Here is a 26,451-nt window from a genome sequence, read left to right on the forward strand (position 1 = left end):
CCTTGAGAGAAGCGGTTATAGTAGCTGGTGCTAGAACACCAGTCGGAAAAGCAAAGAAAGGTACACTTGCTCACGTTAGGCCGGATGATTTAGGGGCATTAACGGTAAAAGAAACATTAAGGCGGGCAGGTGACTATGACCCGAGTCAAATTGATGATGTGATTATCGGTTGCTCGATGCCAGAAGCAGAGCAAGGTATGAATATGGCACGAAATATTGCGGCGTTAGCAGGACTTCCAAATACCGTACCAGCAATTACAATCAATCGTTATTGTTCCTCTGGTTTACAAAGTATTGCTTATGCATCGGAACGAATTATGCTAGGGCATGCTAAATCGATTATTGCAGGCGGAGCCGAATCGATGAGTTTAATTCCGATGGGCGGTCACGTCATTGCGCCAAACCCTAAACTAGTTGAAGAAATGCCGGAATATTATATGGGGATGGGCTATACAGCTGAAGAAGTAGCTAATCGCTTCGGTGTCAGCCGTGAAGACCAAGATGCATTTGCGGTTGAAAGTCACCGCCGGGCGGCTAAGGCAATTGAAGAAGGTAAATTTATCGATGAAATCGTTCCGGTAAATGTAACACTTCGATCAGTTGGCGAAGATCATAAGCTAAAAGAAAAGCAAATAACTTTTAGAGTTGATGAAGGCGTACGTGCAGAAACAACCTTAGAAACGCTAGCTAAATTAAGGCCTGCTTTTCATCCAAAAGGATCGGTAACAGCAGGTAATGCTTCACAAATGAGTGACGGTGCCGCAAGTGTCCTCGTCATGGACCGGGAAGAAGCAAAAGCAAATGGTCTAACGCCGGTTCTAAAATTCCGTGCGTTTGCGGTCGCGGGTGTTGCACCAGAAGTAATGGGAATTGGCCCAGTTGAAGCGATCCCTAAAGCATTAGAGCTTGCAGGATTAAGCATATCAGATATTGGTTTATTTGAACTTAATGAAGCCTTTGCTTCTCAATCGTTACAAGTCGTTCGTCACTTAGGTTTAGATTTAGATAAAGTAAACGTGAATGGTGGAGCAATTGCTTTAGGTCATCCACTTGGATGTTCAGGTGCTAAGCTGACATTAACATTAATGAATGAGATGAAACGTCGCGGTGAACAATTCGGTGTTGTTACGATGTGTATCGGCGGTGGAATGGGAGCAGCAGGCGTATTCGAGTTAATAGATTAGTAGATTAGTAACATTTTCCTTTAGCCCCGCTAAGTTTTAGTTGTCAAAATTGCAGTTCAATTTATACTCTGGGCTGACAGTCATTTTGACACGAGGGCTCAGGGTTGTAATTGAGAGGATAAAAAAGCGAAAATCCTTTGCTTTAAAAAGAAAAATATGGGTCAAATGGTACGGAAAAATAGTGAATTGGAGGAATGAAAATGAGTAATGTAAAAAATGAAATCGTAAAAGGTGGAAACTTTTTATTAGACAGTATTTCTGCAGAGAAAGTGTTTACACCTGAAGATTTTTCAGAAGAGCATATTATGATCGGAAAAACAACTGAAGAATTCGTTGTTAACGATGTTGTGCCACAGCTTGAAGAAATCGAAAATCACAATTTTGATATTTCACGTCGCCTTTTAACGAAAGCCGGTGAACTGGGTCTTTTAGGAGCAGACGTTCCTGAAGAATATGGAGGGCTTGGGTTAGATAAAATTAGTTCGTCCGTCATTACTGAAAAATTTTCTCGTGCTGGGGGTTTCTCCTTAAGCTACGGAGCACATGTAGGAATCGGTTCTTTACCTATTGTTTTCTTCGGTAACCACGACCAAAAAGCAAAGTATCTTCCAGACTTGGCAACAGGTGAAAAAATAGCAGCTTACGCATTAACAGAGCCAGGATCAGGTTCAGATGCACTAGGCGCGAAAACGACAGCAGTATTAAACGAAGCTGGAACGCACTATGTATTAAATGGTGAAAAACAGTGGATTACAAACTCTGCCTTTGCTGATGTATTCGTTGTATATGCAAAAATCGATGGAGAGCACTTCACAGCATTTATCGTCGAAAAAGACTTTGAAGGCGTTTCAACTGGCCCAGAAGAAAAGAAAATGGGGATTAAAGGTTCTTCTACACGTACACTTATTTTAGAGGATGCACTTGTGCCAAAAGAAAACCTTCTCGGAGAAGTAGGTAAAGGTCATGTCATTGCCTTCAACATCTTAAATGTTGGTCGTTATAAGCTTGGCGTAGGTACAATTGGCGGCTCAAAGCGTGGAATTGAGCTGGCTGCAAAATATGCGAATGAACGTAAACAGTTCAAGCAACCAATTGCTAAATTCACGTTAATTCAAGAAAAATTAGCAAGTATGGCTACAGCGACGTATGCAGCCGAAAGCTCAATCTACCGCACGGGTGGTCTTTTTGAAGATCGTTTAGGAAGCTTAACAGATGAAGAGCAAAAAGATGGCCGCAAAGTAGCAGAAGCGATTGCGGAGTATGCGATTGAGTGCTCTTTAAATAAAATTGTAGGATCTGAGACATTAGACTTTGTTGCTGACGAAGCGGTTCAAATTCATGGCGGCTACGGATTTATGGCTGAATACGAAGTAGAGCGCATGTACCGTGACTCGCGAATTAACCGGATCTTCGAAGGCACAAATGAAATCAACCGACTATTGGTGCCAGGCACCATCCTTCGCAAAGCGATGAAAGGTGAACTTCCATTACTTCAGAAGGCCATGTCTCTTCAAGAAGAGTTAATGATGATGATGCCAGAGGAAGTAGGAACTGAGCCATTAGAGCAAGAAAAATATTTATTAAAAATGGCGAAGAAAATCTTCTTAATGGTTGCTGGTACTGGCGCACAAAAATATCAACAAAAGCTTCAGCAAGAACAAGAAATTTTATCGAATGTGGCAGATATCGTTAGTGAAGTCTTCTCGATGGAATCTGTCATCCTTCGTACAGAAAAAGCAATTAACCGCAATGGTTTAGATAAAAATGAGCAAAAGTTACTTTTAACTCAAGTATACTGCCAAGAAGCGTTTAACCGCATTGAAGCTCATGCTAAAGAATCATTAGTAGCGATGGAAGAGGGCGATACACTTCGTACGATGCTTTCCATCTTACGTAAGCTGACTCGTCATACACCGATCAATGTTATTAGTAAAAAGCGTCAGATTGCTGAGCGTGTTCTAAAAGAAGAGCGATACGTCGTTTAATTCACATTGTTAGTCAATTTTGGAGCTTTAGTTCCAAAAAAATATAAAACCTCCTTTCTACAAGGAAGCATTCTCCTCTCTACTAAGATTAAAGAAGTCCCATTTGGGACTTCTTTGATCTGGTGTCAGGTACCTTTAGCACAACATCGTCCTAAAGGTAGCTGAGACCATTCATATTAGTTGTTAAACGATGAAATATAAGGAATAATATTCATATAAGTTTAAGTGCCAATGAGTAACTGCAACATTGAAAGGAGAAATCATATGAGCTTACAATTTTACTGGTATCCAAATTGTGGGACGTGTAAGAAAGCGAAAAAATGGTTTGATGACCACGAGGTTGAGTATGAAGCGATACATATTGTCGAGAATCCACCAAACCGAGAAGAGTTAGAGACTCTCTATAAGAAAAGTGGTTTAGAAATTAAAAAGTTCTTTAATACAAGCGGTAAAAAGTACCGTGAACTAGGATTGAAAGATAAAGTAAAAGAAGCTTCTCCAGAAGAATTACTAGACATCCTCGCAACAGACGGTATGTTAATTAAACGTCCAATTGTAACAGATGGAGAAAAAGTGACTGTAGGATTTAAAGAAGAGGAATTTGCAGAAAACTGGAAAAAGTAGCTAGGCTTGTATAACGTTACTAATTTATTATATAGTAACGATGAAGACCGAATTTATTGGAGGGATAATCGTGAATTTACCAAAAGAATTAAAGTATTCAGAAGAACATGAATGGGTAAAAGTAGATGGAAACAAAGTACATGTAGGTATTACAGATTTCGCTCAATCTGAACTTGGAGATATCGTATTCGTTGAGCTTCCAGAAGTAGGCGATGAAATTACAGCGGACGAGCCATTCGGCAGTGTTGAATCGGTAAAAACTGTATCAGAGCTTTATGCTCCAGTTAGTGGGAAAGTAGTAGAAATTAACGAAGAACTAGATGATGCTCCAGAGCTCGTCAACGAATCACCTTATGAAAAAGCATGGATGATCGTTGTAGAATTATCTGATGTGTCTGAATTAGATAACTTAATGACTGCTGAAAAATATGAAGAAATGATTAGCGAAGACTAGGTTCGCTGTTTTCAAGTTAGCTTCCCTCCTTGTGAAAGCAAACTTGAAAAATTAGACTGGACCTTATGATGGAGTTACATCATTTTACTATGACATTAACAGTGAAAAAGGCTTAGAGAAAATTCTCTAAGCCTTTTTTAATTGAAACTCCGAATTAGGATGCAGGGAATTCTTTAGGCTATACGCGATATATCTGGAGTTAGACTGATATACCTGAAGTTAGAAGCGATATACCTGAAGTTAGAAGCGATATACCTGAAGTTAGAAGCGATATACCTGAAGTTAGACGCGATATACCTGAAGTTAGACTGATATAACTGAAGTTAGACTGATATATCTGAAGTTAGACTGATATATCTGGAGTTAGACTGATATAACTAAAGTTAGACTGATATATCTGGAGTTAGACTGATATATCTGAAGTTAGACGCGATATACCTGAAGTTAGACTGATATACCTGAAGTTAGACTGATATATCTGAAGTTAGACTGATATAGCTGAAGTTAGACTGATATATCTGGAGTTAGACTGATATATCTGGAGTTAGACTGATATATCTAAAGGTAGACTGATATAACTGAAGTTAGACTGATATATCTGAAGTTAGACTGATATATCTGGAGTTAGACTGATATAACTAAAGTTAGACTGATATATCTGGAGTTAGACTGATATATCTGGAGTTAGACTGATATATCTAAAGGTAGACTGATATAACTGGAGTTAGACTGATATATCTGAAGTTAGACTGATATATCTGAAGGTAGACCCTATATATCGAGAATTAGCTTCCATTTATCCAGTGTCATTCTCCAAAAACACACGATAAATCTCAAAAATCTCGGGCTTGACGCAAAAATCCACATCGTTTGCTGTGACTCCTTAAATTTACATAAAAAAACTGTCTAAAAACTCTTTCCAAATTCGAAATAATTGACTATTATATTTAGGGTGGCGAAATTTATTTCGAGGAAGGAAATTAGCATGTCTAAGCTTATTGGCGATTGGGGTAATCAACTAAAGAGCTATAACAAAAATGTTCGATTATTTTTACTCGCGTCGTTTTTAGGAAATGTCGGAATGGGCATTTTCATGATCATTTACAATTATTATATTCGTGAACTTGGATTTGATGATCAAGTCAATGGGAAAGTCATTGCAATGACGGCAATGGCGTCTGCGATCTTTTTATTACCAGCCGGATTAATGAGTGATAAAGTGGGGAGAAAAAAAGTCATATTAGTTGGGGCGATCTTCTCAGCATTAACTTTATTTCTTCGGGCAGTTCTCGTGGCAGAACCTTTATTACTTGTAAGTGCGTTTTGTACCGGGATATTCATGTCATTCATTCAAGTATCATCCATACCTTTATTAGCAGAAAATTCAACAGAAAAGCAACGTGTTCACTTATTTAGCTTTAACTTTGCACTCATAATGGTGGCGAACGTAGTTGGGAATGCACTAGGAGGAACGCTAAGCGATGCCCTTCAAGCCTTTTTATCATTAAGTACTTTATGGAGTGTTCGGGTTACGCTATTAGTCGGCTCTGCATTCTTTTTTGCCTCGCTCGTTCCGATTTTAACAATTAATGAAAAGAAGAAGCTAAAAACAGAGAAAACTGGAGCAAGTTCATTTAAAAATATTTTTAAGACGCAAAAAGCTGGGTTGAAAATGATTGCTCTTTTTGCGATTGCACAGTTAATTATCGGCTTTGGTTCGGGACTCGTCATTCCGTATTTAAATTTATATTTTACGGATCGATTCGAGATTAATAAATCACTCGTTGGAATTATTATCTCTCTTGGTCAAGCGATGACAGCTGTCGCGTTAATGATTGGCCCTGCTGTCGTTAAACGATTCGGTGAAGTTCGCGCGGTTGTTATATTACAATTATCATCATTGCCTTTTCTTTTACTAACCGCTTATACAGAAAACTTATGGTTCGCAGTGATCGGATTTTTATTCAGACAAGCATTAATGAATGCCGGCAATCCGATTCAGATGTCGTTAATGATGAGAAGTGTAGATGACTCGATTAAAGGGCTAGCAAATTCCCTTGGGCAAATGGTCTTCCAGCTCGGCTGGGCAGTCATGGGACCCGTTTCAATGACCATTGTCATGTTAAACGGTGCATACTATGGTTACGCGATTGTCTTTTCAATTACCGGAGGACTCTATTTAATCGGCTCGACCTACTTCTATCTCGTATTTAGAAAAGTTAAATAAACGTTTAATTAAAGGCTATGTTCGTCTATTTTATTGTTTTTCAAACATCAACTAAGGGAAAAAGGTATGGAGACACCTTAGTAACAATCAAAAAAAACAAAAGCAAAGATCAAGCTTAATTAAAAGTTGTTGACAACAAATTTCGACACATGGTATTATTCTCTCATTGAATTAAAAGCAACTTAATCGAATAGCTATCAGCTCTTATCTAGAGTGGTGGAGGGACTGGCCCGAAGAAACCCGGCAACCTTTGAAAACATGGAATGAAAGTGTTAAGAAAGGTGCTAAATCCTGCAAGGTGAAATGCCTTGAAAGATGAGAGGAAGGACTAACATTGTTATTAAACCTTTCTGCTCTTCTGTTGACGGAAAGGTTTTTTTATTGAGTGATCCTCAATTCGCTTGAGACTGACAACAGGGTGGTAATTACTAACATTATTTCTAGTAAACAGATAGGAAAAATATAGATAGAGATAAAAAATAAATTTTGAGAGAAAAATAGCAAAAAGGAGGGGCACCATGATTCATTTAAGCGGCATTCGCAAACTGTTTAAAACGAAAGATGGCATCGTAACAGCGGTAGACCATGTAGATTTAAATATAAAAAACGGTGAAATTTTCGGGATCATCGGTTACAGTGGCGCAGGAAAAAGTACGTTAATCCGCATGCTAAATAGTCTGGAGCGACCAACTGAAGGAACGGTAACTGTAGCGGGAAAAGAGCTTTCATCTTTAAAAGGAAAACCACTCCGTAAAGCGCGTCAAGAAATTAGTATGATTTTTCAGCATTTTAATTTACTATGGTCGAGAACAGTACGTGAAAATATCGGTTTCCCATTGGAAATCGCCGGAATTCCTAAAGAAGAAAGAAAAAAGCGAGTCGATGAACTTATAAAGCTTGTTGGCCTGGAAGGAAGAGGTGGATCGTACCCTTCTCAACTCAGTGGTGGCCAAAAGCAAAGGGTAGGTATTGCTAGGGCGCTAGCGAATAACCCGAAGGTCCTTCTATGTGATGAGGCTACATCTGCACTTGACCCGAAAACAACAGACTCTATATTAGAGTTACTCGTTGATATTAACCAAAAGCTTGGCTTAACGATTGTTTTGATCACGCATGAAATGCACGTCATCCGAAAAATTTGTCACCGTGTTGCTGTTATGGAAGCAGGGAAAATCGTTGAGATGGGACCAGTACTCGAAGTGTTCCGTGAACCAAAAGCAATGATGACAAAAGAGTTCGTTAAGCAAGTAACGGAGCCTGAAGAGACGAAGGAAACAATTGCTCACATTATAAAAGTAGAAACGGGCAAAGTTGTTCAATTAAGTTTTGTTGGGGAAGAAACAGAAAAGCCTCTGATTACAAAAATTATTCGTAACTTTAATGTGGATGTAAATATTTTACAAGGGAAGATTTCTCAAACCCGTGACGGCGCATATGGTACGCTTTTTATACGGATTGATGGAGATGAAAGTGAAATTGAAAAAGTGATAGCCTTCATTCGTCAAGAAAAGGTACAAGTGGAGGTGGTCGATCATGTTTAATGAATGGTTTTCTAAAATGAAGTGGGATAAATTATGGGAAGCAACAGTTGAAACCATTTATATGACTTCAATTTCGGTTGCAGCTACGTTTGCAATCGGCTTAATTTTAGGACTAGTGCTTTATTTAACGAGTAAAGGAAACCTATGGGAAAACCGAACAGCGAACCTTTTGATTAGCGGAGTTGTGAATGTATTTAGGTCTATTCCTTTTATTATACTAATTGTATTACTAATTCCGTTTACGAGAATGTTAATGGGGACGATGTTAGGAGCTAATGCTGCTCTGCCTGCTTTAATTATTGGGGCGGCTCCATTCTATGCTCGTATGGTAGAAATTGCCTTAAGAGAAATTGATAAAGGTGTAATTGAAGCCTCACAGTCGATGGGGGCAACGAATTGGCAAATTATTTATAAAGTTTTAATTCCGGAGTCACTCCCAGCCTTAATTTCTGGGATTACCGTTACGGCTATTGCGCTCGTTAGTTATACTGCGATGGCTGGTGTAATTGGTGCTGGAGGACTCGGACACTTCGCTTACCTCGAAGGATTCCAAAGGAATAATACGACCATCACTATGGTGGCAACAATCGCAATTCTATTGATTGTATTCGTCATTCAATGGATTGGTGATTTTTTCACAAATAAAACAGATAAACGATAATCAAGGGGGAAAAAAAGAGTATGAAAAAGTTTTTAAGCTTAATTGGAGCTGCAGCTATTTCTTTAACTTTAGTAGCTTGCGGTGGTGGCGCTGAAGAGGAGCCACAAACAGAAGAAACACCAGGTGAAGAAGAAACCGCGCAAGAAGAAAATGTAAAATTAGTTGTAGGAGCATCAGCTGTTCCGCATGCAGAAGTGCTTGAAGCAGCTATTCCATTATTAGCAGAAAAAGGTATCGATTTAGAAATTGTTACCTTCCAAGATTATATTTTACCGAACCAAGCGTTAAAAGATGGAGAACTTGACGCTAACTACTTCCAAACGCCAGGGTACTTAGCTATGCAAATTGAGGAGTTTGGTTATGAGTTCGAAAGTATTGGTCCGATTCACGCAGAACCAATTGGTGTATACTCAAAAGAGTACAGCAGTTTAGATGAGCTTCCTGATGGTGCTAAAATTATTATGAGTGATTCTTTCAGTGATCATGGCCGTATTTTGCCGATCTTTGAGCGCGCAGGTGTAATTGAGCTTGATGTAGAAGAAGGACAATTAGCTCAGCGTGAAGATATCGTTTCAAATCCTAAAAACTTAGACTTCTCAACACTTGTTGAAGCAAAATTACTTGCGCCATCGTTTGAAAGTGGAGAAGGCGATGCTGTTGTTATTAATACAAACTATGCCCTAGAGGGTGGAGTCGATATCGAAAAGTATGGAATTGCATTTGAAGGACAAGATGTTCTTCAACCGAATTTAATCGTTGTTCGTTCTGAAGATATAGAACGTCCAGAAATTCAAACTTTATATGAAGTTTTACGTTCTGAAGAAATCGTAAACTTCATTCTTGAAACATACAACGGTGCAGTTATTCCATGGAGTGAATAATAAATCAATCAAAAAAGGAATGCCTTTGCGGCGTTCCTTTTTTGCGGTGGCGGTGATTTTAGTGTTAGATCCTAGGTCAACGAATAGGTCTGTATTCTGTTGAAATGGGCCCCAAAAACGAGGTTAGACCCATAAATTTAAAGGAAGACCCAAAATTTCAAAAATACATTTTCACTTCATACATGAAATCAACGGTTCAAGGCATAATATGACCGTTAATTGTGTTCATTGAAAAAAGGAGGCGTACATACATGGGACAAAATCAAAGTCAAGATAATCAGCAAGATAGTGTCATACAGATGGCCTTACAAGATTATAAAGAAGGACTAGGGCAGTTTCTGCAAAAAATGCCTGAGATCGCTGGTAAGTTCAATGAGTTCACGGAAGTTTGTTTTAAAGAAGGAAAACTATCTAAAAAAGAAAAGCAACTCATTGCCTTAGGGATTAGTATATTTTCCCAAGATGAATATTGCATAATTTATCATACAAAAGGCTGTATCGATGAAGGCTGTAGTGAAGAAGAAATTTTAGAAGCACTCGGTGTAACAGCGGCATTTGGTGGTGGAGCTGCGATGAGTCAAGCCGTAACATTAGTTCAAGAGGCGATTTCAGAATTAGGATCTTCAGATAAGCAAATGAAACATTAACTTCAAAAGTGTCTCGACGATTACTGTGATTCGTGATATTTTTTTACAAACTCTGAGCATGAAGGAGCATATGTGTTAAATTGTATAGCATTTATATGTGAGAAAAGCTAAACATATCAAATGAAAAATTGTTAGATTATTTAACACAATATCGATGTTGGGAAGTATTCGTGAGGATGGTATGATTCTGTTATACGAAGCACAACTTGAAGCTATCGTAATCGTGAATAAGGCGGTAGTGAAATCGTTGGCTTTAAAAATTTGAAAGGATTGATTTATTATCCAAGCGATTAAAACGAATTACACTGGAGAAATGGAAAAAGCGATGCAACAAAACCATGGAATAGGGTATGAGGAGTATAATCGAAGCCTGGACAAACGTTTAGATATTGAAAAAGCTCGTGAGAAAGAATATAAACGTTCTATGAAATTAGCTGTTGAATTCAATCCACGTTAAAATGATAATAAATATATAAGAGGCTGATTCATTTTTATGAATCAGCCTTCTTTTCTAATTACATACAGGTAAAAGACGCTGTCTTGTTATAGTGGTAAACGGACTGTGGTTCCGTTATGTAGGTAAAAGGTAGTGGGTTTCTTGTGGTTTTCAGCTAATAACGGCCTCTGTGTCCGATTTTTTTAAGAAATAATGTCCCTGCTGTCCGTCCAAAACTCGAAACAGTGAAATCGCAAAATTCTTCATTGTATTTTATTAGCCTCCAGTCCCTACGCCGCTAATCGAGCGCTTCCGCTTTTCTGTGTCTAGCTGCAGCGCTCAGCGTCTAGTGGACTTCGCTCTTCTTCTACGATAAGTCAACATCGGCTCGATCCTCTCGCCGTGTTTCCTTTATCTCGTGCGAAGAGACTCAGTCCCTACGCCGCTAATCGAGCGCTTCCGCTTTTCTGTGTATGAGTTTATTAGAAGTTGAGAAACTAAATGATGTTGGACGAGGCAATAAAATACTTTCTAAACATAAATATATAAAAAGTGTATAAATGTTGGTAAAAAAGTTGAACTTACTTTGCATTTGATATAAGATTGTAATGAGAATAAATTGAGAATAAACAAAAGTACTTCTTTCGTCAAGAGATTAGTGCAAATTTAGAGAATATATTGGAGGTAGGAAAGAATGACAGCACCATACTTAAAGATTGAAAATCTTCATGTAGCAATAGAAGGTAAAGAAATCTTAAAAGATTTTAACTTAGAAATTAACGGTGGAGAAATCCATGCGATCATGGGACCAAATGGTACAGGTAAATCAACATTAGCATCTGCACTAATGGGACATCCTAAATATGAAATTACAAGTGGTAAAGTTACGTTCAACGGTGAAGACCTTTTAGAAATGGAAGTAGATGAGCGTGCCCAAACAGGTCTATTTTTAGCGATGCAATATCCAAGTGAAATTAGTGGGATTACAAATGCAGACTTCCTTCGTTCAGCTATCAATTCACGTCGTGAAGAAGGAGACGAAATTTCATTAATGAAATTTATCCGTAAATTAGATGAAAAAATGGAATTACTTGAAATGGACCAATCGTTCGCACAACGTTATTTAAACGAAGGCTTCTCTGGTGGTGAAAAGAAGCGTAATGAAATTCTTCAATTAATGATGCTTGAGCCAAAGATTGCGGTGTTAGATGAAATTGACTCTGGTCTTGACATTGATGCACTTAAAGTAGTTTCTAAGGGTGTAAATGCAATGCGTGGAGACGAGTTCGGCTGTCTCATTATCACTCACTACCAACGTTTATTAAACTACATCACACCTGACAAAGTTCACGTTATGATGCAAGGTCGTATCGTAAAATCAGGTGGGGCTGAGCTTGCTGAACGTTTAGAAGCAGAAGGCTATGACTGGATTAAAGATGAGCTTGGCATTGAAGACGAAAAAGTAGAAGCATAGGTAGTAAGGAGGGATAACATGTCAGTGGAAACGAAGCTAGCGTTCGATCAAGAGTATGTTAAACAATTTTCTACAGGGCGCGGCGAACCTGAATGGCTATTAAATTTTCGCCTAAAAGCGCTTGATATAGCAGAAAAATTAGAATTACCAAAACCAGACAAAACAAAAATTGATAAATGGAACTTCACTCAATTTGTTCATCGTCAAGATGTTACGGTCTCTTCTTTTGATGACCTAGATGATGAAGTAAAAGGATTAGCTGGTGAAGTAACGAATGAACAAAATATTATCGTGCAAAAAGACGGTGTATCAGCACGAGTTCAACTTAGCGATAGCGTGAAGCAACAAGGGGTTATTTTTACCGACCTAGCTACAGCACTTAAAGAGCATAGTCAATTAGTTGAAAAATACTTTATGGCAGACGCTGTCAATGTCGATGAAAATCGACTCATCGCTTTACACGCGGCATTACTAAATGGTGGTACATTCATTTACGTACCGAAAAATACAGAAGTGACAGTGCCTCTTCAAACGGTTTATAATGTTACTGACACTGCATTATTTAATCACGTGATTGTTGTTGCTGAAGAAAATAGTTCAGTAACCTACGTTGAAAACTATGTAGGTAGCCCTGCAGAAGCAACAGTTGCGAATATCGTTGCTGAAGTATATGCAGCTGCAGGTGCTCGCGTTTCCTTTGGAGCGGTTGATAACCTGTCTGAAAATGTAACGACGTATGTTGTCCGTCGTGCACAAGTTGGCCGTGATGCAAGAGTGGATTGGGCACTTGGTCAAATGAACGATGGAAATACAGTAAGTGAAAATACAACGCATCTTGTCGGCGAAGGATCTTATGCGGATACAAAAACAGTAACGATTGGTCGCGGAAATCAAAAACAAAACTTCACAACACAGATTTTCCATCATGGTAAGCATTCTGAAGGATATATTTTAAAACATGGTGTAATGCGTGAAGAAGCGACTGCAATCTTCAATGGAATTACGAAAATTGAACATGGAGCTTCTAAATCAAACGGGGAACAAACAGAGCGTATTCTTATGTTAAGTGAAAAATCTCGTGGTGATGCAAATCCAATCCTTCTTATCGATGAAGATGATGTAACAGCAGGCCACGCAGCATCGGTCGGAAGAATCGATCCACTGCAAATGTTCTATCTGATGAGTCGTGGAATTACGCAAAAAGAAGCTGAACGCTTAATTATCCATGGTTTTCTAGCACCAGTTGTAAACCAACTTCCAGTTGAATCGGTAAAAGAACGTTTTACGGAAGTTATCGAAAGGAAAGTAAAATAATGAATGTTCAAGAGGTTCGCAAACAATTTCCAATCTTACATCAGGAAGTGAACGGGAACCCACTTGTTTATTTAGATAGTGCGGCAACATCTCAGAAGCCTATTCGAGTCATTGAAGCTTTAGATGACTATTATCGTCGCTATAATTCTAATGTACATCGTGGGGTTCATACCCTCGGTACACTTGCAACTGATGGATATGAAGGTGCAAGGGAAAAAGTTCGTAAATTTATAAATGCTAATTCGACCGAAGAAATTGTTTTTACACGAGGAACAACAACAGCTCTAAACCTAGTTGCTAGCAGTTACGGACGTGCTAATCTTAGTGAAGGTGATGAAATCGTTATTACACCGATGGAGCATCACAGTAATATTATACCGTGGCAACAAGTAGCAAAAGCTACTGGAGCTACGTTAAAATATATTCCACTACAAGAAGATGGCAGTATTGCTTTAAGTGATGTTGAAAACACTGTTACTCCACAGACGAAAATTGTGTCTGTGATGCACGTGTCAAATGTGTTAGGGGCTATTAACCCAATTAAAGACATTACGGCGATTGCCCATAAACACGGTGCCATTATGGTCGTTGATGGTGCGCAAAGTACGCCGCATATGAAAATTGATGTTCAGGATTTAGATTGTGATTTCTTCGCTTTCTCTGGTCATAAGATGGTTGGACCAACTGGAATTGGTGCTCTTTATGGAAAGAAAAAGCTGCTTGATAATATGGAGCCAATTGAGTTTGGTGGAGAAATGATCGACTTTGTTGGGTTACAAGAATCAACATGGAAAGAGCTTCCTTGGAAGTTTGAAGGTGGAACACCAATCATTGCAGGTGCGATTGGGTTAGGTGCAGCCATTGATTTTCTAGAAGAAGTCGGTATGGATGCGATTTTAGCCCATGAGCATGAGCTTGCTGAGTATGCGATGGAACAGATGTCTGAAATTGAAGGATTAACGATTTATGGTCCGAAAAAACGGGCAGGTGTTGTTACTTTCAATATTGACGATGTTCATCCTCATGATGTCGCAACGGTGCTTGATGCTGAAGGAATTGCAGTACGTGCTGGCCATCATTGCGCTCAGCCGTTAATGAAGTGGCTTGATGTAACGGCAACAGCAAGAGCAAGCTTTTATTTATACAATACAAAAGAAGATGTGGATGCACTTGTCAATGGATTAATAAAAACAAAGGAGTATTTCGGCGATGTCTTTAGGTAACAATCTCGATACTTTATATCGACAAGTGATCATGGACCATTATAAAAACCCTAGAAATCGTGGAGAGTTTGAAGGCGACTCCTTAACAGTGAATATGAATAACCCAACATGTGGGGATCGTATTCAGCTACAAATGCAGGTTGAAAATAATAAAATTATCGCAGCGAAGTTTGTAGGAGAAGGATGTTCGATTAGTCTTGCTTCTGCATCGATGATGACGCAAGCGGTAAAAGGGTTATCGGTAGAAGAGGCATTAAAGATGTCACAAATCTTCTCTGATATGATGCAAGGTAAAGACTATGACGACTCTACGTTTGACTTAGGAGACATTGAAGCACTTCAAGGTGTATCGAAGTTTCCTGCACGAATTAAATGTGCGACGTTAGCGTGGAAAGCGATGGAAAAGGGTATTCAAAGCGAAAATGAATAAGGAGGTTTTCTCATGGCTAAGAAAATGCCGGAAATCGGTGAATATAAATATGGCTTTAGAGACAAGGACGTTTCGATTTTCCGTTCGAAAAAGGGATTAACTCGTGAGATCGTCGAGGAAATTTCTCGAATGAAAAATGAGCCACAGTGGATGTTAGATTTTCGTATTAAGTCACTTGAGCAATTTTATAAAATGCCAATGCCGCAGTGGGGTGGCGACTTATCAGAACTAGATTTCGATGAAATTACGTATTACGTTAAGCCGTCAGAGCGTTCAGAAAAGTCTTGGGATGAAGTTCCAGAAGAAATTAAAAACACATTTGATAAACTAGGAATTCCTGAAGCAGAGCAAAAGTATTTAGCGGGTGTATCAGCTCAATACGAATCTGAGGTTGTTTATCATAATATGCAAGAGGATCTTGAAGAAAAAGGGATCATCTTTAAAGATACAGACTCAGCATTAAGAGAGAACGAGGATATCTTCAAAGAGTACTTTGGTACAGTTATTCCTCCTTCTGATAATAAGTTTGCTGCGCTTAACTCAGCGGTTTGGTCTGGTGGATCATTCATCTACGTTCCAAAAGGCGTGAAGGTTGAAACACCTCTACAAGCGTACTTCCGTATTAACTCAGAAAATATGGGGCAATTTGAGCGTACGTTAATCATTGCTGATGAAGATAGCCATGTTCACTACGTAGAAGGCTGTACAGCGCCAGTTTATTCAACAAACTCACTTCATAGTGCGGTTGTAGAAATTATCGTTAACAAAGGCGGATATTGCCGTTATACGACAATTCAAAACTGGGCGCCAAATATCTTCAACCTTGTTACAAAGCGTGCGGTTGCTGATGCCGGTGCAACGATGGAGTGGGTTGACGGTAACATTGGTTCGAAATTAACGATGAAATACCCTGCGGTTGTTATGAAAGGTGAAGGAGCAAAAGGTACGATCCTTTCCATTGCCATTGCGGGTAAAGGTCAGCACCAAGATGCTGGAGCGAAAATTCATCACCTAGCACCAAATTGTTCATCAACGATCGTTTCAAAATCGATCTCAAAACAAGGTGGTAAAGTAACGTACCGAGGTATTGCTCACTTCGGACGTAAATCAGAAGGCTCAAAAGCGAAAATTGAGTGTGATACGTTAATCATGGATAACGAGTCAACTTCTGATACAATTCCTTACAATGAGATTTTAAATAACAACATCACATTAGAGCATGAGGCGACAGTTTCAAAAGTGTCTGAAGACCAATTGTTCTATCTCATGAGTCGCGGTATTTCTGAAGAAGAAGCGACAGAAATGATTGTTATGGGCTTCATTGAGCCATTTACAAAAGAATTACCAATGGAATACGCAGTTGAGATGAACCGTCTTATCAAGTTCGAGATGGAAGGCTCAATCGGTTAATCGAACAAAAAGCGGACCTTAGCGGGTTCGCTTTTTTGTATTTAGCGTGACCAGCAAGCCGTTAATTGCTAGTTGGTGAAAGAAAACTGAGTAAGGAATGAGTGTTGGATTATGACAGATTTTGTCGAGAAATCGATAAATGGCATGAACTTGAAAATAAAATGACTAAAGTTAAAAATAAATAGCTTCAACTTGAAAATAAAATGGCTAAAGTTAAAAATAAATAGCTTGAACTTGAAAATAAAAGCACATACGTAAAAAATAAGCAACTTGAATCCGCGCAGACAACTTGTCTTCGTGTTTTTTTTTAAAGAATAAGTAAAAATTTCGAGGTTGTCTAGCTGCAGGTGTCATCGGCTCGAGGTCGCTTCGGTCCAACAAACGTGTCTAAAAGTCAAGACACTAATTGCTAGCCCTCCAGCGCTTGTCGCCGAAAAGCAGACAACTTCCACTTTTCTTGTCTAGCTACAGCGCCCAGCGTCTAGTGGACTTCACTCCCCCTTCTTACGATAAGTCAACATCGGCACGATGAATCTCGCCATGCTTCTTTTATCTCATACGGTGGGGCTCCAGTCCATACGCCGCTGAACGGGCGCTTGCGCTTTTCTTTATACATTCATAGAAAGTTCACTTAAACTTTTAAATTTTGTAAAAAGATGTGTGATTTTTATCACACTTATAAAATGAAATGTCTGTTAGTCTGAAGAAAAGGGGGAGAGGAAAAGTGAAAAAACATGAGAAGGCACACAGCCATTTTAATTTAAAAGGCACATTGATTTCTGTATTAATTTTATTGTCCTTCATTATTGTTAGTTGGATTGGGGTCTTTTTCTTATTTCTTTCAAGATGATGATAAGGTGCGAAAGGAGTGATGTTGTATGCATATGCACAAGTTTGAAAAAATTTGGCTATTATTAGGGGTTGGCACTCTAGTCATTTTTCTCGTTGTACTAGGGTATGGTGGATTTTATATGGGGACACATCCTCAAAGTCATGCGGAAACGATTGATCCACAGAATGTTGAAGCTTATGAGGCTTTTAAGAAAGAAAACCTTGGGCTAACGAAAGTGGATGAAGATCGTTATATTGTTAATGTTGTAGCGTCATCATTTAATTACGATCTTGGTGTAGATGAAGAAGGAAATACCGTTCGACATATCCGAATTCCAAAAGGAGCAACCGTTCTTTATCAAGTAACGACAAAGGACGTGGTCCACGGTTTCAACATTGCTGGAACGAATGTCAATATGATGGTTCAACCAGGACATATCAGCAAAATGGAAACGAAGATGAATCAACCAGGCGTGTATACTCTTTTATGCAATGAGTATTGTGGAGTTGGCCATCATATGATGCACGTAACAGTGGAGGTGTATGAATAATGAGTTTACAGAAACAGGCTGTTACAACGGAAGATTTGAGTGTACATTTACCGATAACAAAACCTGAAGCAAAGCTATATATTTCATTTATTTATGTTGCATTTATATCATTATTAATCGGCGGCTTGATGGGGCTTTTGCAAGTATTTGTCCGATCGGGTCATTTAACACTACCGTTTGGGATTAATTATTATCAAGTATTGACCGTTCATGGTGTTGTTTTAGCTCTCGTACTAACTACTTATTTTATCATCGGTTTTCAATATGCACTAATGGGAAAAACGGTCGGAATTTCAAAGGCACAGCGTAAGGTCGCCTGGCTCGGGTTCTGGGTGATGACAATTGGTACTGTTATTACAGCAGTAACAATACTTTTAGGAAGGGCAAGTGTCCTTTATACATTTTATGCACCATTACAGGCTCATCCTGCCTTTTACATTGGTTTAGCACTTGTCGTTGTCGGAAGCTGGCTAGCCTGTTTTGTTAACTGGAGACAGTTATATGTATGGAAAAAGGCACACCCAGGAGAGAAATCACCTTTATTGGCGTTTATGGTCAATATTAATATGATCATGTGGTTTATTGCCTCACTTGGTGTAGCTGCGACCGTGCTCATTCAGTTCATTCCATGGTCACTGGGTTATGTGGAAACTATTAATGTATTAGTAAGCAGAACATTATTTTGGTATTTCGGTCATCCACTAGTCTATTTCTGGTTACTTCCTGCCTATATGGCGTGGTATGTGATCATCCCTAAAATAATTGGTGGAAAATTATTTAGTGATTCGCTAGCAAGATTATCATTTATCCTGTTTTTGTTTTTCTCTATTCCTGTCGGCTTTCACCATCAGTTGACTGAACCAGGAATTGACCCAATGTGGAAATTCATTCAGGTTGTGTTAACATTTATGGTTATTATTCCAAGTTTAATGACTGCCTTCTCGATCTTTGCGACCTTTGAGATCACTGGTAGGAAAAAAGGATTCGATAGTTTATTTGGATGGTATAAGCATCTTCCATGGAAGGATGTTCGTTTTCTTGCTCCATTTATCGGTATGCTCGCCTTTATTCCAGGTGGAGCAGGTGGGATCATTAATGCATCTCATCAACTGAATACAGTCGTTCATAATACGATTTGGGTTACAGGACATTTTCATTTAACGGTTGGAACTACTGTCATTTTAACCTTTTTCGGGATTACTTATTGGCTCGTTCCACATCTTACGAATAGAAAACTGACTCCGACTATTAATAAATTAGGTATTATCCAATCGATTACATGGACTGTCGGTATGTCCATTATGTCAACGGCTATGCATATTCAAGGGTTGCTTGGAGGTCCAAGACGTTCTGCGTACTCTACCTATGGTGGTACGGAACAGTCCACCGAATGGGGAGCCTATCAGTTGGCCCAAGCGATCGGTGGAACGATTCTGTTTATTGCTATTATCTTGATGGTTTACATCTTTATTAAACTTGCATTTTTCGCACCGCAAGGCGAAGAGGAGTTTCCGATTGCAGAAGAAGAGGAGGACGCAACACCTACTCCGAAATGGATGGAAAATTGGAAGCTATGGGTTACTATCACGATTGCATTAATATTGTTTGCTTACACAATCCCATTTATCGATATCATCCATCATTCACCACCAGGCTCGCCACCATTTGACTGGCCAATCGGAAACAGCAAATAAGTACGTTACGGGGACCTCAGAGTTTCAAGAATTCCCATTTATTAAATAACGGGTTTACTTTAAGGGGCAAACAAGCCACTTAGTAGCTAAAGAACGCATTGATTCCATGGTGGAAATCACATGCGTTTTTTATTGTAAATTCTAATATGAATTACAAAATTCGACAAGTTTAGGCAGGGTGAATATTGGTGAAAATTGAATAATTTAGATGCGACAGATTACAAAACAATTGGAAACCGTTTATTAGAGAGCTTTTGAAACAATTATTGAGATAAAGGAGTTGTCGCAACGGCTCTAAGAATATTACCTGAAGGGAATGAAATAATAAAAGTAATATGCAGTAGAAGAGGTTGATTACTTTGGTAAATAAAATCGTATTATGGACTGTATTAATTGCTCCGTGGTTCACATTATTTTTAGTTAAGAAGGAAAATATAAAACGCTTCATGCCTGCAGCCGTTTTTGCCTCCTATTTAATGATCATTTATAACGTGGTTGCCAATAATCAAAAACATTGGGTTATTAATGAGACACTTATTCCGTGGTTAAAACCCTTATTTGTTTCTGGAGTATTTGGTGCTTTTCCAGTAATAACATTATGGGTTTTTTATTATACTTACGGAAATTTTTGGAAATATCTTGTTGCTAACATCATCTTAGATTTTATGTTTGCTTTTCCTATACATTATTTGTTTCAAGAAGTATTAGGAATCTATGAGCTAGTTAACATTACTCCATGGGGGCGTTTTATCCTATTTGTCGTTTTTTCCATAGTTATATATGGTTATTATAAGTGGCAAGAGGATATGTTCCATTCAAAACCTAACAGAACGTAATATTTATCACGATTTGGCTGACGTTAGTATAAGGGCAGAACAAAAAATTGGCTTTTTTTAAAGAATAAGAAAGTAAAAATTTCGATGATGTCTAGCTGCAGGTGTCATCGGCTCGATGAATCTCGCCGTGTTTCCTTTATCTCATACGGTGGGCTCCAGTCCATACGCCGCTGAACGGGCGCTTCCGCTTTTCTTGTTATATAACCGCTACCGGAATGGTGGCTTTTTTTATTTTCTTTTCTTTTTATTAAGCTAACAGGTTCGATGCTTTAAAAATAGAGCATCGCTTTCCTTGCTTGGCGAATGAGTAGATTAGAACAACATCTTTCTTGTTATTTCAAACCAAATATCTCCTATACCCAAAAAAGGATTGCTATAATAAAGGAGAGTATAGATAGTAAAATTTTGTTTCTTAGTTGGTGTACATTCATTGTGAAGACAGGAAAATGAGTAGTATTATAAATACATACGATCAAATTATTTTTTATTCTATAAGGGGATTGCCATGATTTATATTGGATTAACTGGTTGGGGAGACCACGATGATTTATATGAAGGCGTTAGACCTCAGGAAAAACTACGGACGTACAGTAGTCATTTTCCGATTGTTGAGGTGGATTCTTCTTTTTATGCCATCCAACCGGTTCGTAATTATGAGAAGTGGGTCCATGAAACGCCAAGCTCCTTTCGTTTTATTGTGAAAGCCTATCAAGGGATGACGGGACATCAACGTGGAGAAATCCCGTTTCAATCTAAGGAGGAAATGTTTGAGGCTTTTGTCCAATCGATTCAGCCGTTAGTAAGGGAAAAACGTCTCGCCATGGTGCTTTGTCAGTTTCCTCCCTGGTTTGATTGTCGAAAAGAAAATGTTCAATACTTACGATATGTAAAAGAACAGCTTCAAGCCCTTCCGGTAGCACTTGAATTTCGTCATCAATCGTGGTTTGAGCCTGGAATTAAAGAGAAAACATTACGTTTTATGGAAAATGAAGGGTGGATTCATAGCATTTGCGACGAACCACAAGCTGGTACTGGTAGTGTGCCGATTATACTCAAAGCTACAGATGCGAAAAAAACACTCATTCGTTTTCACGGCCGTAATTATCATGGTTGGCGTGATCCTGGGAATGGGAATTGGCGGGATGTCCGCTATTTATATAACTATAATGATCAGGAGCTAGAAGAGTGGGTCGAGAGAGTTCGTCTATTAGAAAATTCGACGACCGACATTTATGTACTTTTTAACAACAACTCGGGTGGAGATGCGGCGGAAAATGCAAAACGATTTCAAGGCATGCTCGGAATTGAGTATAACGGTCTAGCACCTCGACAATTAACGTTATTTGATGAATGAAAGATTTAGAAATAATACGTGACCACAAGAAAGTTGGCGAAAATGTATGGAATGGATTTTACTAGTTGTCATCGGCCTCATAGCAGGAACGTTAGGTAGCTTAATGGGATTAGGTGGAGGCATTGTTGTCGTACCTGCGTTAATGATGCTTAGTGGCTATGTAAGTATTTTAGCTGGAATTACTCCACAAGTTGCGGTAGGTACTTCATTACTTATTATGATTTTTACGGGGTTGTCCTCGACAATCGCTTATTTGAAGCAGAAAATAGTTGATTATATTAGTGGTGCGATCTTTTTAACGGGCAGTATTCCTGGAGCGCTGTTTGGTGTTTATTTAAATAAAGGAATAGATGTATCTAGCTTTCTCATATATTTTGGCCTTTTTATTATTATTATTTCGTTTATTTTGATGATCAGAGGGTATTTAAAGCCGATAAAAGTAGGGAAAAAAGCAATTAAACGAGAATATATTAATGACCTTGGTGAAACGGCTCAGTATGGGTTTAGTCCATGGATTGCGATTCCGATTGCTTTTGTTGTTGGAATGCTATCTGGTTTATTTGGGATCGGCGGCGGCTCCCTTATGGTACCTGCGATGATTTTGCTTTTCGGTTTTCCACCTCATATGGCGGTTGCAACTTCGATGTTTATGATCTTTTTTTCAGCGATCTCAAGCTCCATATCGCATATTGCCTTAGGTAATGTGGACTGGTTTTACGCAATGGCATTAATTCCGGGCGCCTGGATCGGCGGAAAACTTGGAGCAGTCATTAGTCAACGGTTAAAAAGTGATACACTTGTTATGATGCTACGAATTTTTTTAATTGTAATCGGAGCCCGGTTAGTTTGGCAGGGATTTACAGTCGTCTAACTCTTGATGAAACTCAGTACTTCAAGTTAGACCGATTTATTTCGAGGTTAGACTGATAAATCCGGATTTAGACTGATATATTTGGAATTAGACTGATATATCAGAAATTAGACTGATATATTTGAAATTAGACTGATATATCAGGAGATAGAACGATTTATCGGAAACCAGCCCGCAAAATCTAAACTTAGATTCGTAAAATAGAGCAGTTGAGGCGGTTGCGAGCTTCTCGAAGTCAAATAACGCATTGGCTAAACGTCGAATCTATAGATTTTTCATCTGTCTGGAACCTTTCTTATCAATGCTGATCGACGTCTTACCTACAACTTTTACTTTACCTATAAAAAGGAGGCTTTTGCTTGTCTTCTGAGCATACTTTATTTATTTATCATACGAATGATATTCATAGTCATTTTGAACATTGGCCAAAAATCGTTGAGTTTATTAAAAAGCAACGAAGCTTTCACGGACGAAAGCATGAAGAGATGGTGTATTTTGATATAGGTGATCATGCGGATCGCTGTCATCCGATGACGGAAGCGACTGAAGGAAAAGGTAATGTACAATTGCTTAATGAAATCGGTGTTCAAGCCGTTACGATCGGAAATAATGAAGGGTTAACTTTTTCAAAGCAAGTCTTGAACGAGCTTTATCAGGAGGCACAATTTCCTGTAATAGTAGCTAATTTATTCGATGGAGACGGGAGAGCTCCATTTTGGGCAAAGCCCTACGATTACATAGAATTAGGGAACGGTGTGAAAGTTGCTGTTATCGGCTTGACTGCACCATTTTATCCATTTTACGAAAAACTCGGTTGGACGATTATCGATCCACTTGAAATTCTACCTAATCTTGTTGCAGAAGTACGTGCTGAAGCCGATTTTGTGATTTTATTATCGCATCTAGGGTTTCCTGCCGATGAAGAAATCGCTGAGCATATTGAAGGAATTGATATTATTTTAGGAGCACATACTCATCACGTCCTTCAATCAGGGAAAAATGTAAAAGGAACGTTGATCGGTCAAGCTGGTAAGTTTGGCTTTCACATTGGACAAATGAAATTATCAATCAATCTAGAAAAAAAGGAAATTGTCGATTTTGAAATGGCAACAGTGGAGACAAAAACGATGCCCGCCTCCCAAAATACGGTGGAGCTACTAGAGGCGCTTGAGCACGACCAAAAGCAGTTGATGAGTGAAGAGATTATCATGTTGCCACAAGACTTATCTGTTAAATGGTTTGAAGAATCTGAAGGACCGATATTATTAGCTGAAGCGTTAAAAGAATGGTGCCAAACAAAGATTAGTATGGTTAATTCGGGTGTGCTTCTTGAAGGGTTAACAAAAGGAAAAGTTACAAGGGGCGATATTCACCGGATCTGTCCACACCCGATTAATCCATGTGTTGTTAAGATCCGTGGCGATCGGCTAAAGGAAACGATACTTCATGCGTTTACAGAGCGAATGCAATGCCTTGAATTAAAAGGATTCGGCTTTCGTGGTAAAGTGTTAGGGCGGATGGTATTTTCAGGTATTGATGTTCAAACAAAGAAACTTGCTGATAACGTGGAACATGTCGACCGAATTCTCATTCATGGACAACCGATTGACATGAAAAAAGACTATCAACTGGCAACTTTAGATATGTTTACCTTTGGTAAGCTGTACCCGGCTATTGCGGAATCAACTACAAAAACCTTCTTTATGCCAGAGTTGCTTCGCGATGTTTTCGTTTGGAAATTAAAGCAACATAAGTAATCATGTTAACCTTTGCACTTTTTCGTCTGATTTTCATATTGTAATAGCGAGGATAAGTCAACCGCCCTTCTATGAAGACCTTTCTTCATAAGGGAAGCTGAGCTATTTTGTTCTCGAAAGGGCCATGCAAAGTAGATGTGGTAGCTTTCGGGAACAATTGCAATGTCCGAAAAGCGAAGGAGTGATTATTGTGCTTGAAATGAACCCGATTTCAATCGAGGGACATACCTTCATTGCTGTTACCCTGAAGCTTCCTAAAACTAATTTTATGGCAGTTACGAGTGACAAAGGATACATTATGTGTGGAGCACTAGATATCGCATTGTTAAATGAGAAGTTAAAAGAACGAAAAATTATTGCAGGTCGTGCTGTCGGTGTACGTACGATCGATCAATTATTAGATGCTCCACTTGAGTCTGTTACATTAGAAGCTGAAGCTGTAGGTATTCAAGCAGGAATGAAAGGTAGAGATGCATTGTTAAAAATGCTATAAATTACATGACTGAAGCTGTTTGAAAATATTGGATAAACAGCTATTAATGCTCACTTTATCCGGCTATTTTAACACCCATTATAGAGGCTAACATTTCGAAAGTATAATGACCTATTGGTATGAGTGCGATAGGTAGTGTTTTGAGATCAATTACACTACTTCGAAGACTTAGAGGTACATACTTTCTTGTGTTGGCCTCTTTTGTATTAGGTATGAATACCTAGGTTTGAATGTAATTTTTTTCTAAAATTATGAACAGTAGTTACGAATTTCTAACGTTCATGAAAAGATAGTTAACATATTTGTCATCTAATGTTAACCTTAATATATATGTCGAATTTACATAAGATTTGTAAGTTAGAGCGGAGATTACATACAAATTATTTCATTTATACATAAGTGTTAGAAACTGAACGTTCTCTTTTTTGTGCAGGTAAAAATCTGAAGTAGGAGCCACTTTATGAGACTAGTATCCACGAAATCACTTAATGAAAATGCATGCCTTGCCAAGCCGATCATAAATGATAATGGTCAAGTACTGTTACAACAAGGTGTTCCATTGACTTCTCGGATGATTCAGAGATTAATTGAACTTGGTATAACATTTGTATATATTGAAGATGAGCTTACTGCAGATGTTGGAGCTAAAGAAGGAATTTCCGATGAAGTTCGATTTCGTGCGATTGGTACGATCAAGTCTGAATTTAATGAAATTTGTGATGACCTGAAACTAAAGAAGTCATTTCATAATGCACGCTTGAATCAAAACTTTGCAAAAGTGATCCGCTCGATTTTATCGGAAGTAAAAAATAACCCAAAAGCCCTTTCGCTTTTGTCGGATGTTTATTTATATGATTCTTATATTTTTACTCATTCACTTAATGTAACTGTATATACATTGGCTCTAGCGCTTGAACTAAAGTTTAACGAAAAACAATTGATGGAAATAGGGATGGGCGCTATTTTGCACGATGTTGGGAAAATGGCGATCCCAACAGAAATTTTAAATAAACCTGATCGATTAACGAATGAGGAATTTTCGATTATAAAGAGTCATGCACAAGCAGGTTATGAAATTTTAAAAGATCAACCGAATATTTCCTTATTAACGGCTCATTGCGCTTTTCAGCATCATGAACGGATAAATGGTTCGGGTTATCCTCGTGGTATTAAAGGTGATGAAATTCATTTATATGCTAAAATAATTGGAGTGTGTGATGTTTTCGATGCAGTGACCTCTAATCGAGTATACCGGAGCGCCATGCTGCCGCATGAAGCGCTAGAGTTGTTATATTCAGGAGTAGGAACGTTGTATGATAAAGAAATTGTCGAGGCGTTCCGAAATACGATTGCGATGTACCCCGTTGGAATAACGGTTGGTTTAAGTGACGGTCGAGAGGGAATTGTCGTCAAACAAAACAATGAACTTTCAACCCGACCAGTTGTCCGTATTATTTGTGAGGATGATCAAAAAGTTGCACCGTATGAGGTTGATTTAATGAAACACGTTAATGTAACGATTACTAAATGTGAAACTGTATTAGCGAGTGAAAAAGTAAACAATTAAACTGAA

General features: G+C 38.5%; 24 protein-coding genes and 1 riboswitch. All 24 genes read left to right on the forward strand.

Features of this window, described 5'->3' with window-relative positions:
- Positions 1–2: 2 nt before the first annotated feature.
- The 24 genes from J0N78_RS20595 to J0N78_RS20710 all read left to right on the forward strand — a co-directional run bounded on the left by J0N78_RS20595 (position 3) and on the right by J0N78_RS20710 (position 26,445).
- Positions 3–1,184, forward strand: a complete 1,182-nt coding sequence (locus J0N78_RS20595) for an acetyl-CoA C-acetyltransferase (protein WP_209125013.1) — start codon at positions 3–5, stop codon at positions 1,182–1,184.
- Positions 1,185–1,384: 200 nt separating this feature from the next.
- Positions 1,385–3,169, forward strand: coding sequence for an acyl-CoA dehydrogenase family protein (locus J0N78_RS20600; protein WP_209125014.1), 1,785 nt, complete (start codon positions 1,385–1,387; stop codon positions 3,167–3,169).
- A gap of 264 nt (positions 3,170–3,433) precedes the next feature.
- Positions 3,434–3,793, forward strand: coding sequence for an arsenate reductase family protein (locus J0N78_RS20605; protein ID WP_209125015.1), 360 nt, complete (start codon positions 3,434–3,436; stop codon positions 3,791–3,793).
- A gap of 70 nt (positions 3,794–3,863) precedes the next feature.
- Positions 3,864–4,247, forward strand: a complete 384-nt coding sequence (gene gcvH / locus J0N78_RS20610; RefSeq protein ID WP_209125016.1) for a glycine cleavage system protein GcvH — start codon at positions 3,864–3,866, stop codon at positions 4,245–4,247.
- Between the two features lie 985 nt (positions 4,248–5,232).
- Positions 5,233–6,474, forward strand: coding sequence for an MFS transporter (locus J0N78_RS20615; protein ID WP_209125017.1), 1,242 nt, complete (start codon positions 5,233–5,235; stop codon positions 6,472–6,474).
- Between the two features lie 201 nt (positions 6,475–6,675).
- Positions 6,676–6,796, forward strand: a riboswitch (SAM riboswitch).
- A 196-nt stretch (positions 6,797–6,992) separates the two neighbouring features.
- Positions 6,993–8,015: a methionine ABC transporter ATP-binding protein gene (locus J0N78_RS20620; RefSeq protein WP_209125018.1), complete on the forward strand. Its 1,023-nt coding sequence runs from the start codon at positions 6,993–6,995 to the stop codon at positions 8,013–8,015.
- Positions 8,008–8,676 carry a methionine ABC transporter permease gene (locus J0N78_RS20625; RefSeq protein WP_209125019.1) on the forward strand — a complete coding sequence of 223 codons (669 nt, stop codon included), beginning with the start codon at positions 8,008–8,010 and terminating at the stop codon, positions 8,674–8,676. Before J0N78_RS20620 ends, J0N78_RS20625 begins: the two co-directional genes overlap by 8 nt.
- A 20-nt stretch (positions 8,677–8,696) precedes the next feature.
- Positions 8,697–9,557 (forward strand): MetQ/NlpA family ABC transporter substrate-binding protein, encoded by an 861-nt coding sequence (locus J0N78_RS20630; RefSeq protein WP_209125020.1) that lies wholly within the window; start codon positions 8,697–8,699, stop codon positions 9,555–9,557.
- A gap of 251 nt (positions 9,558–9,808) precedes the next feature.
- Positions 9,809–10,204, forward strand: coding sequence for a carboxymuconolactone decarboxylase family protein (locus J0N78_RS20635; protein WP_209125021.1), 396 nt, complete (start codon positions 9,809–9,811; stop codon positions 10,202–10,204).
- A 313-nt stretch (positions 10,205–10,517) separates the two neighbouring features.
- Positions 10,518–10,661 (forward strand): YuzK family famiily protein, encoded by a 144-nt coding sequence (locus J0N78_RS20640; protein WP_209125022.1) that lies wholly within the window; start codon positions 10,518–10,520, stop codon positions 10,659–10,661.
- Between the two features lie 673 nt (positions 10,662–11,334).
- Positions 11,335–12,114: a Fe-S cluster assembly ATPase SufC gene (gene sufC / locus J0N78_RS20645; RefSeq protein WP_209125023.1), complete on the forward strand. Its 780-nt coding sequence runs from the start codon at positions 11,335–11,337 to the stop codon at positions 12,112–12,114.
- 18 nt (positions 12,115–12,132) lie between these two features.
- Positions 12,133–13,428, forward strand: a complete 1,296-nt coding sequence (gene sufD / locus J0N78_RS20650; protein ID WP_209125024.1) for a Fe-S cluster assembly protein SufD — start codon at positions 12,133–12,135, stop codon at positions 13,426–13,428.
- Complete coding sequence (locus J0N78_RS20655) at positions 13,428–14,651, forward strand: cysteine desulfurase (protein WP_209125025.1); 1,224 nt, start codon at positions 13,428–13,430, stop codon at positions 14,649–14,651. Before sufD ends, J0N78_RS20655 begins: the two co-directional genes overlap by 1 nt.
- On the forward strand, positions 14,638–15,081 hold the full coding sequence (gene sufU / locus J0N78_RS20660) for a Fe-S cluster assembly sulfur transfer protein SufU (RefSeq protein WP_209125026.1): 444 nt from the start codon (positions 14,638–14,640) through the stop codon (positions 15,079–15,081). The genes J0N78_RS20655 and sufU overlap by 14 nt, the downstream gene beginning before the upstream one ends.
- A gap of 12 nt (positions 15,082–15,093) precedes the next feature.
- The gene (gene sufB / locus J0N78_RS20665; RefSeq protein WP_209125027.1) at positions 15,094–16,491 is read left to right on the forward strand and encodes a Fe-S cluster assembly protein SufB; all 1,398 of its coding nucleotides are present in this window, start codon (positions 15,094–15,096) and stop codon (positions 16,489–16,491) included.
- Positions 16,492–17,179: 688 nt separating this feature from the next.
- A complete protein-coding gene (locus J0N78_RS20670) occupies positions 17,180–17,341 on the forward strand; it encodes a cytochrome c oxidase subunit 2A (protein WP_209125028.1) in 162 nt (53 codons plus the stop codon).
- Between the two features lie 28 nt (positions 17,342–17,369).
- Entirely contained in the window at positions 17,370–17,873 is a 504-nt protein-coding gene (locus J0N78_RS20675; RefSeq protein ID WP_209125029.1) for a cupredoxin domain-containing protein, read from the forward strand.
- Complete coding sequence (locus J0N78_RS20680) at positions 17,873–19,567, forward strand: b(o/a)3-type cytochrome-c oxidase subunit 1 (protein WP_209125030.1); 1,695 nt, start codon at positions 17,873–17,875, stop codon at positions 19,565–19,567. The genes J0N78_RS20675 and J0N78_RS20680 overlap by 1 nt, the downstream gene beginning before the upstream one ends.
- 359 nt (positions 19,568–19,926) lie before the next feature.
- Positions 19,927–20,403, forward strand: coding sequence for a hypothetical protein (locus tag J0N78_RS20685; protein WP_209125031.1), 477 nt, complete (start codon positions 19,927–19,929; stop codon positions 20,401–20,403).
- 505 nt (positions 20,404–20,908) lie between these two features.
- A complete protein-coding gene (locus tag J0N78_RS20690; protein WP_209125032.1) occupies positions 20,909–21,757 on the forward strand; it encodes a DUF72 domain-containing protein in 849 nt (282 codons plus the stop codon).
- 46 nt (positions 21,758–21,803) lie between these two features.
- Positions 21,804–22,628, forward strand: a complete 825-nt coding sequence (locus J0N78_RS20695; protein WP_209125033.1) for a sulfite exporter TauE/SafE family protein — start codon at positions 21,804–21,806, stop codon at positions 22,626–22,628.
- Between the two features lie 359 nt (positions 22,629–22,987).
- Positions 22,988–24,385 (forward strand): bifunctional metallophosphatase/5'-nucleotidase, encoded by a 1,398-nt coding sequence (locus J0N78_RS20700; RefSeq protein WP_209125034.1) that lies wholly within the window; start codon positions 22,988–22,990, stop codon positions 24,383–24,385.
- 199 nt (positions 24,386–24,584) lie between these two features.
- The gene (locus J0N78_RS20705) at positions 24,585–24,878 is read left to right on the forward strand and encodes a YunC family protein (RefSeq protein WP_247747462.1); all 294 of its coding nucleotides are present in this window, start codon (positions 24,585–24,587) and stop codon (positions 24,876–24,878) included.
- A gap of 460 nt (positions 24,879–25,338) precedes the next feature.
- On the forward strand, positions 25,339–26,445 hold the full coding sequence (locus tag J0N78_RS20710; protein WP_209125036.1) for an HD-GYP domain-containing protein: 1,107 nt from the start codon (positions 25,339–25,341) through the stop codon (positions 26,443–26,445).
- Positions 26,446–26,451 lie beyond the last annotated feature (6 nt).

The sequence above is a fragment of the Alkalihalobacillus sp. BA299 genome (assembly GCF_017745675.1).
Classification (GTDB): domain Bacteria; phylum Bacillota; class Bacilli; order Bacillales; family Bacillaceae_F; genus Alkalihalobacterium.

What these genes read in the sequence shown, in the direction of transcription:
- J0N78_RS20670 (WP_209125028.1), top strand. Translation starts at nt 17,180, where the DNA reads ATGTCTGTTAGTCTGAAGAAAAGGGGGAGAGGAAAAGTGAAAAAACAT.
- sufD (WP_209125024.1), top strand. Translation starts at nt 12,133, where the DNA reads ATGTCAGTGGAAACGAAGCTAGCGTTCGATCAAGAGTATGTTAAACAA.
- J0N78_RS20630 (WP_209125020.1), top strand. Translation starts at nt 8,697, where the DNA reads ATGAAAAAGTTTTTAAGCTTAATTGGAGCTGCAGCTATTTCTTTAACT.
- J0N78_RS20600 (WP_209125014.1), top strand. Translation starts at nt 1,385, where the DNA reads ATGAGTAATGTAAAAAATGAAATCGTAAAAGGTGGAAACTTTTTATTA.
- J0N78_RS20640 (WP_209125022.1), top strand. Translation starts at nt 10,518, where the DNA reads ATGGAAAAAGCGATGCAACAAAACCATGGAATAGGGTATGAGGAGTAT.
- J0N78_RS20655 (WP_209125025.1), top strand. Translation starts at nt 13,428, where the DNA reads ATGAATGTTCAAGAGGTTCGCAAACAATTTCCAATCTTACATCAGGAA.
- J0N78_RS20615 (WP_209125017.1), top strand. Translation starts at nt 5,233, where the DNA reads ATGTCTAAGCTTATTGGCGATTGGGGTAATCAACTAAAGAGCTATAAC.
- J0N78_RS20680 (WP_209125030.1), top strand. Translation starts at nt 17,873, where the DNA reads ATGAGTTTACAGAAACAGGCTGTTACAACGGAAGATTTGAGTGTACAT.
- J0N78_RS20710 (WP_209125036.1), top strand. Translation starts at nt 25,339, where the DNA reads ATGAGACTAGTATCCACGAAATCACTTAATGAAAATGCATGCCTTGCC.
- J0N78_RS20625 (WP_209125019.1), top strand. Translation starts at nt 8,008, where the DNA reads ATGTTTAATGAATGGTTTTCTAAAATGAAGTGGGATAAATTATGGGAA.
- sufC (WP_209125023.1), top strand. Translation starts at nt 11,335, where the DNA reads ATGACAGCACCATACTTAAAGATTGAAAATCTTCATGTAGCAATAGAA.
- J0N78_RS20690 (WP_209125032.1), top strand. Translation starts at nt 20,909, where the DNA reads ATGATTTATATTGGATTAACTGGTTGGGGAGACCACGATGATTTATAT.
- sufU (WP_209125026.1), top strand. Translation starts at nt 14,638, where the DNA reads ATGTCTTTAGGTAACAATCTCGATACTTTATATCGACAAGTGATCATG.
- J0N78_RS20695 (WP_209125033.1), top strand. Translation starts at nt 21,804, where the DNA reads ATGGAATGGATTTTACTAGTTGTCATCGGCCTCATAGCAGGAACGTTA.
- J0N78_RS20675 (WP_209125029.1), top strand. Translation starts at nt 17,370, where the DNA reads ATGCATATGCACAAGTTTGAAAAAATTTGGCTATTATTAGGGGTTGGC.
- J0N78_RS20620 (WP_209125018.1), top strand. Translation starts at nt 6,993, where the DNA reads ATGATTCATTTAAGCGGCATTCGCAAACTGTTTAAAACGAAAGATGGC.
- J0N78_RS20705 (WP_247747462.1), top strand. Translation starts at nt 24,585, where the DNA reads ATGAACCCGATTTCAATCGAGGGACATACCTTCATTGCTGTTACCCTG.
- J0N78_RS20605 (WP_209125015.1), top strand. Translation starts at nt 3,434, where the DNA reads ATGAGCTTACAATTTTACTGGTATCCAAATTGTGGGACGTGTAAGAAA.
- sufB (WP_209125027.1), top strand. Translation starts at nt 15,094, where the DNA reads ATGGCTAAGAAAATGCCGGAAATCGGTGAATATAAATATGGCTTTAGA.
- J0N78_RS20635 (WP_209125021.1), top strand. Translation starts at nt 9,809, where the DNA reads ATGGGACAAAATCAAAGTCAAGATAATCAGCAAGATAGTGTCATACAG.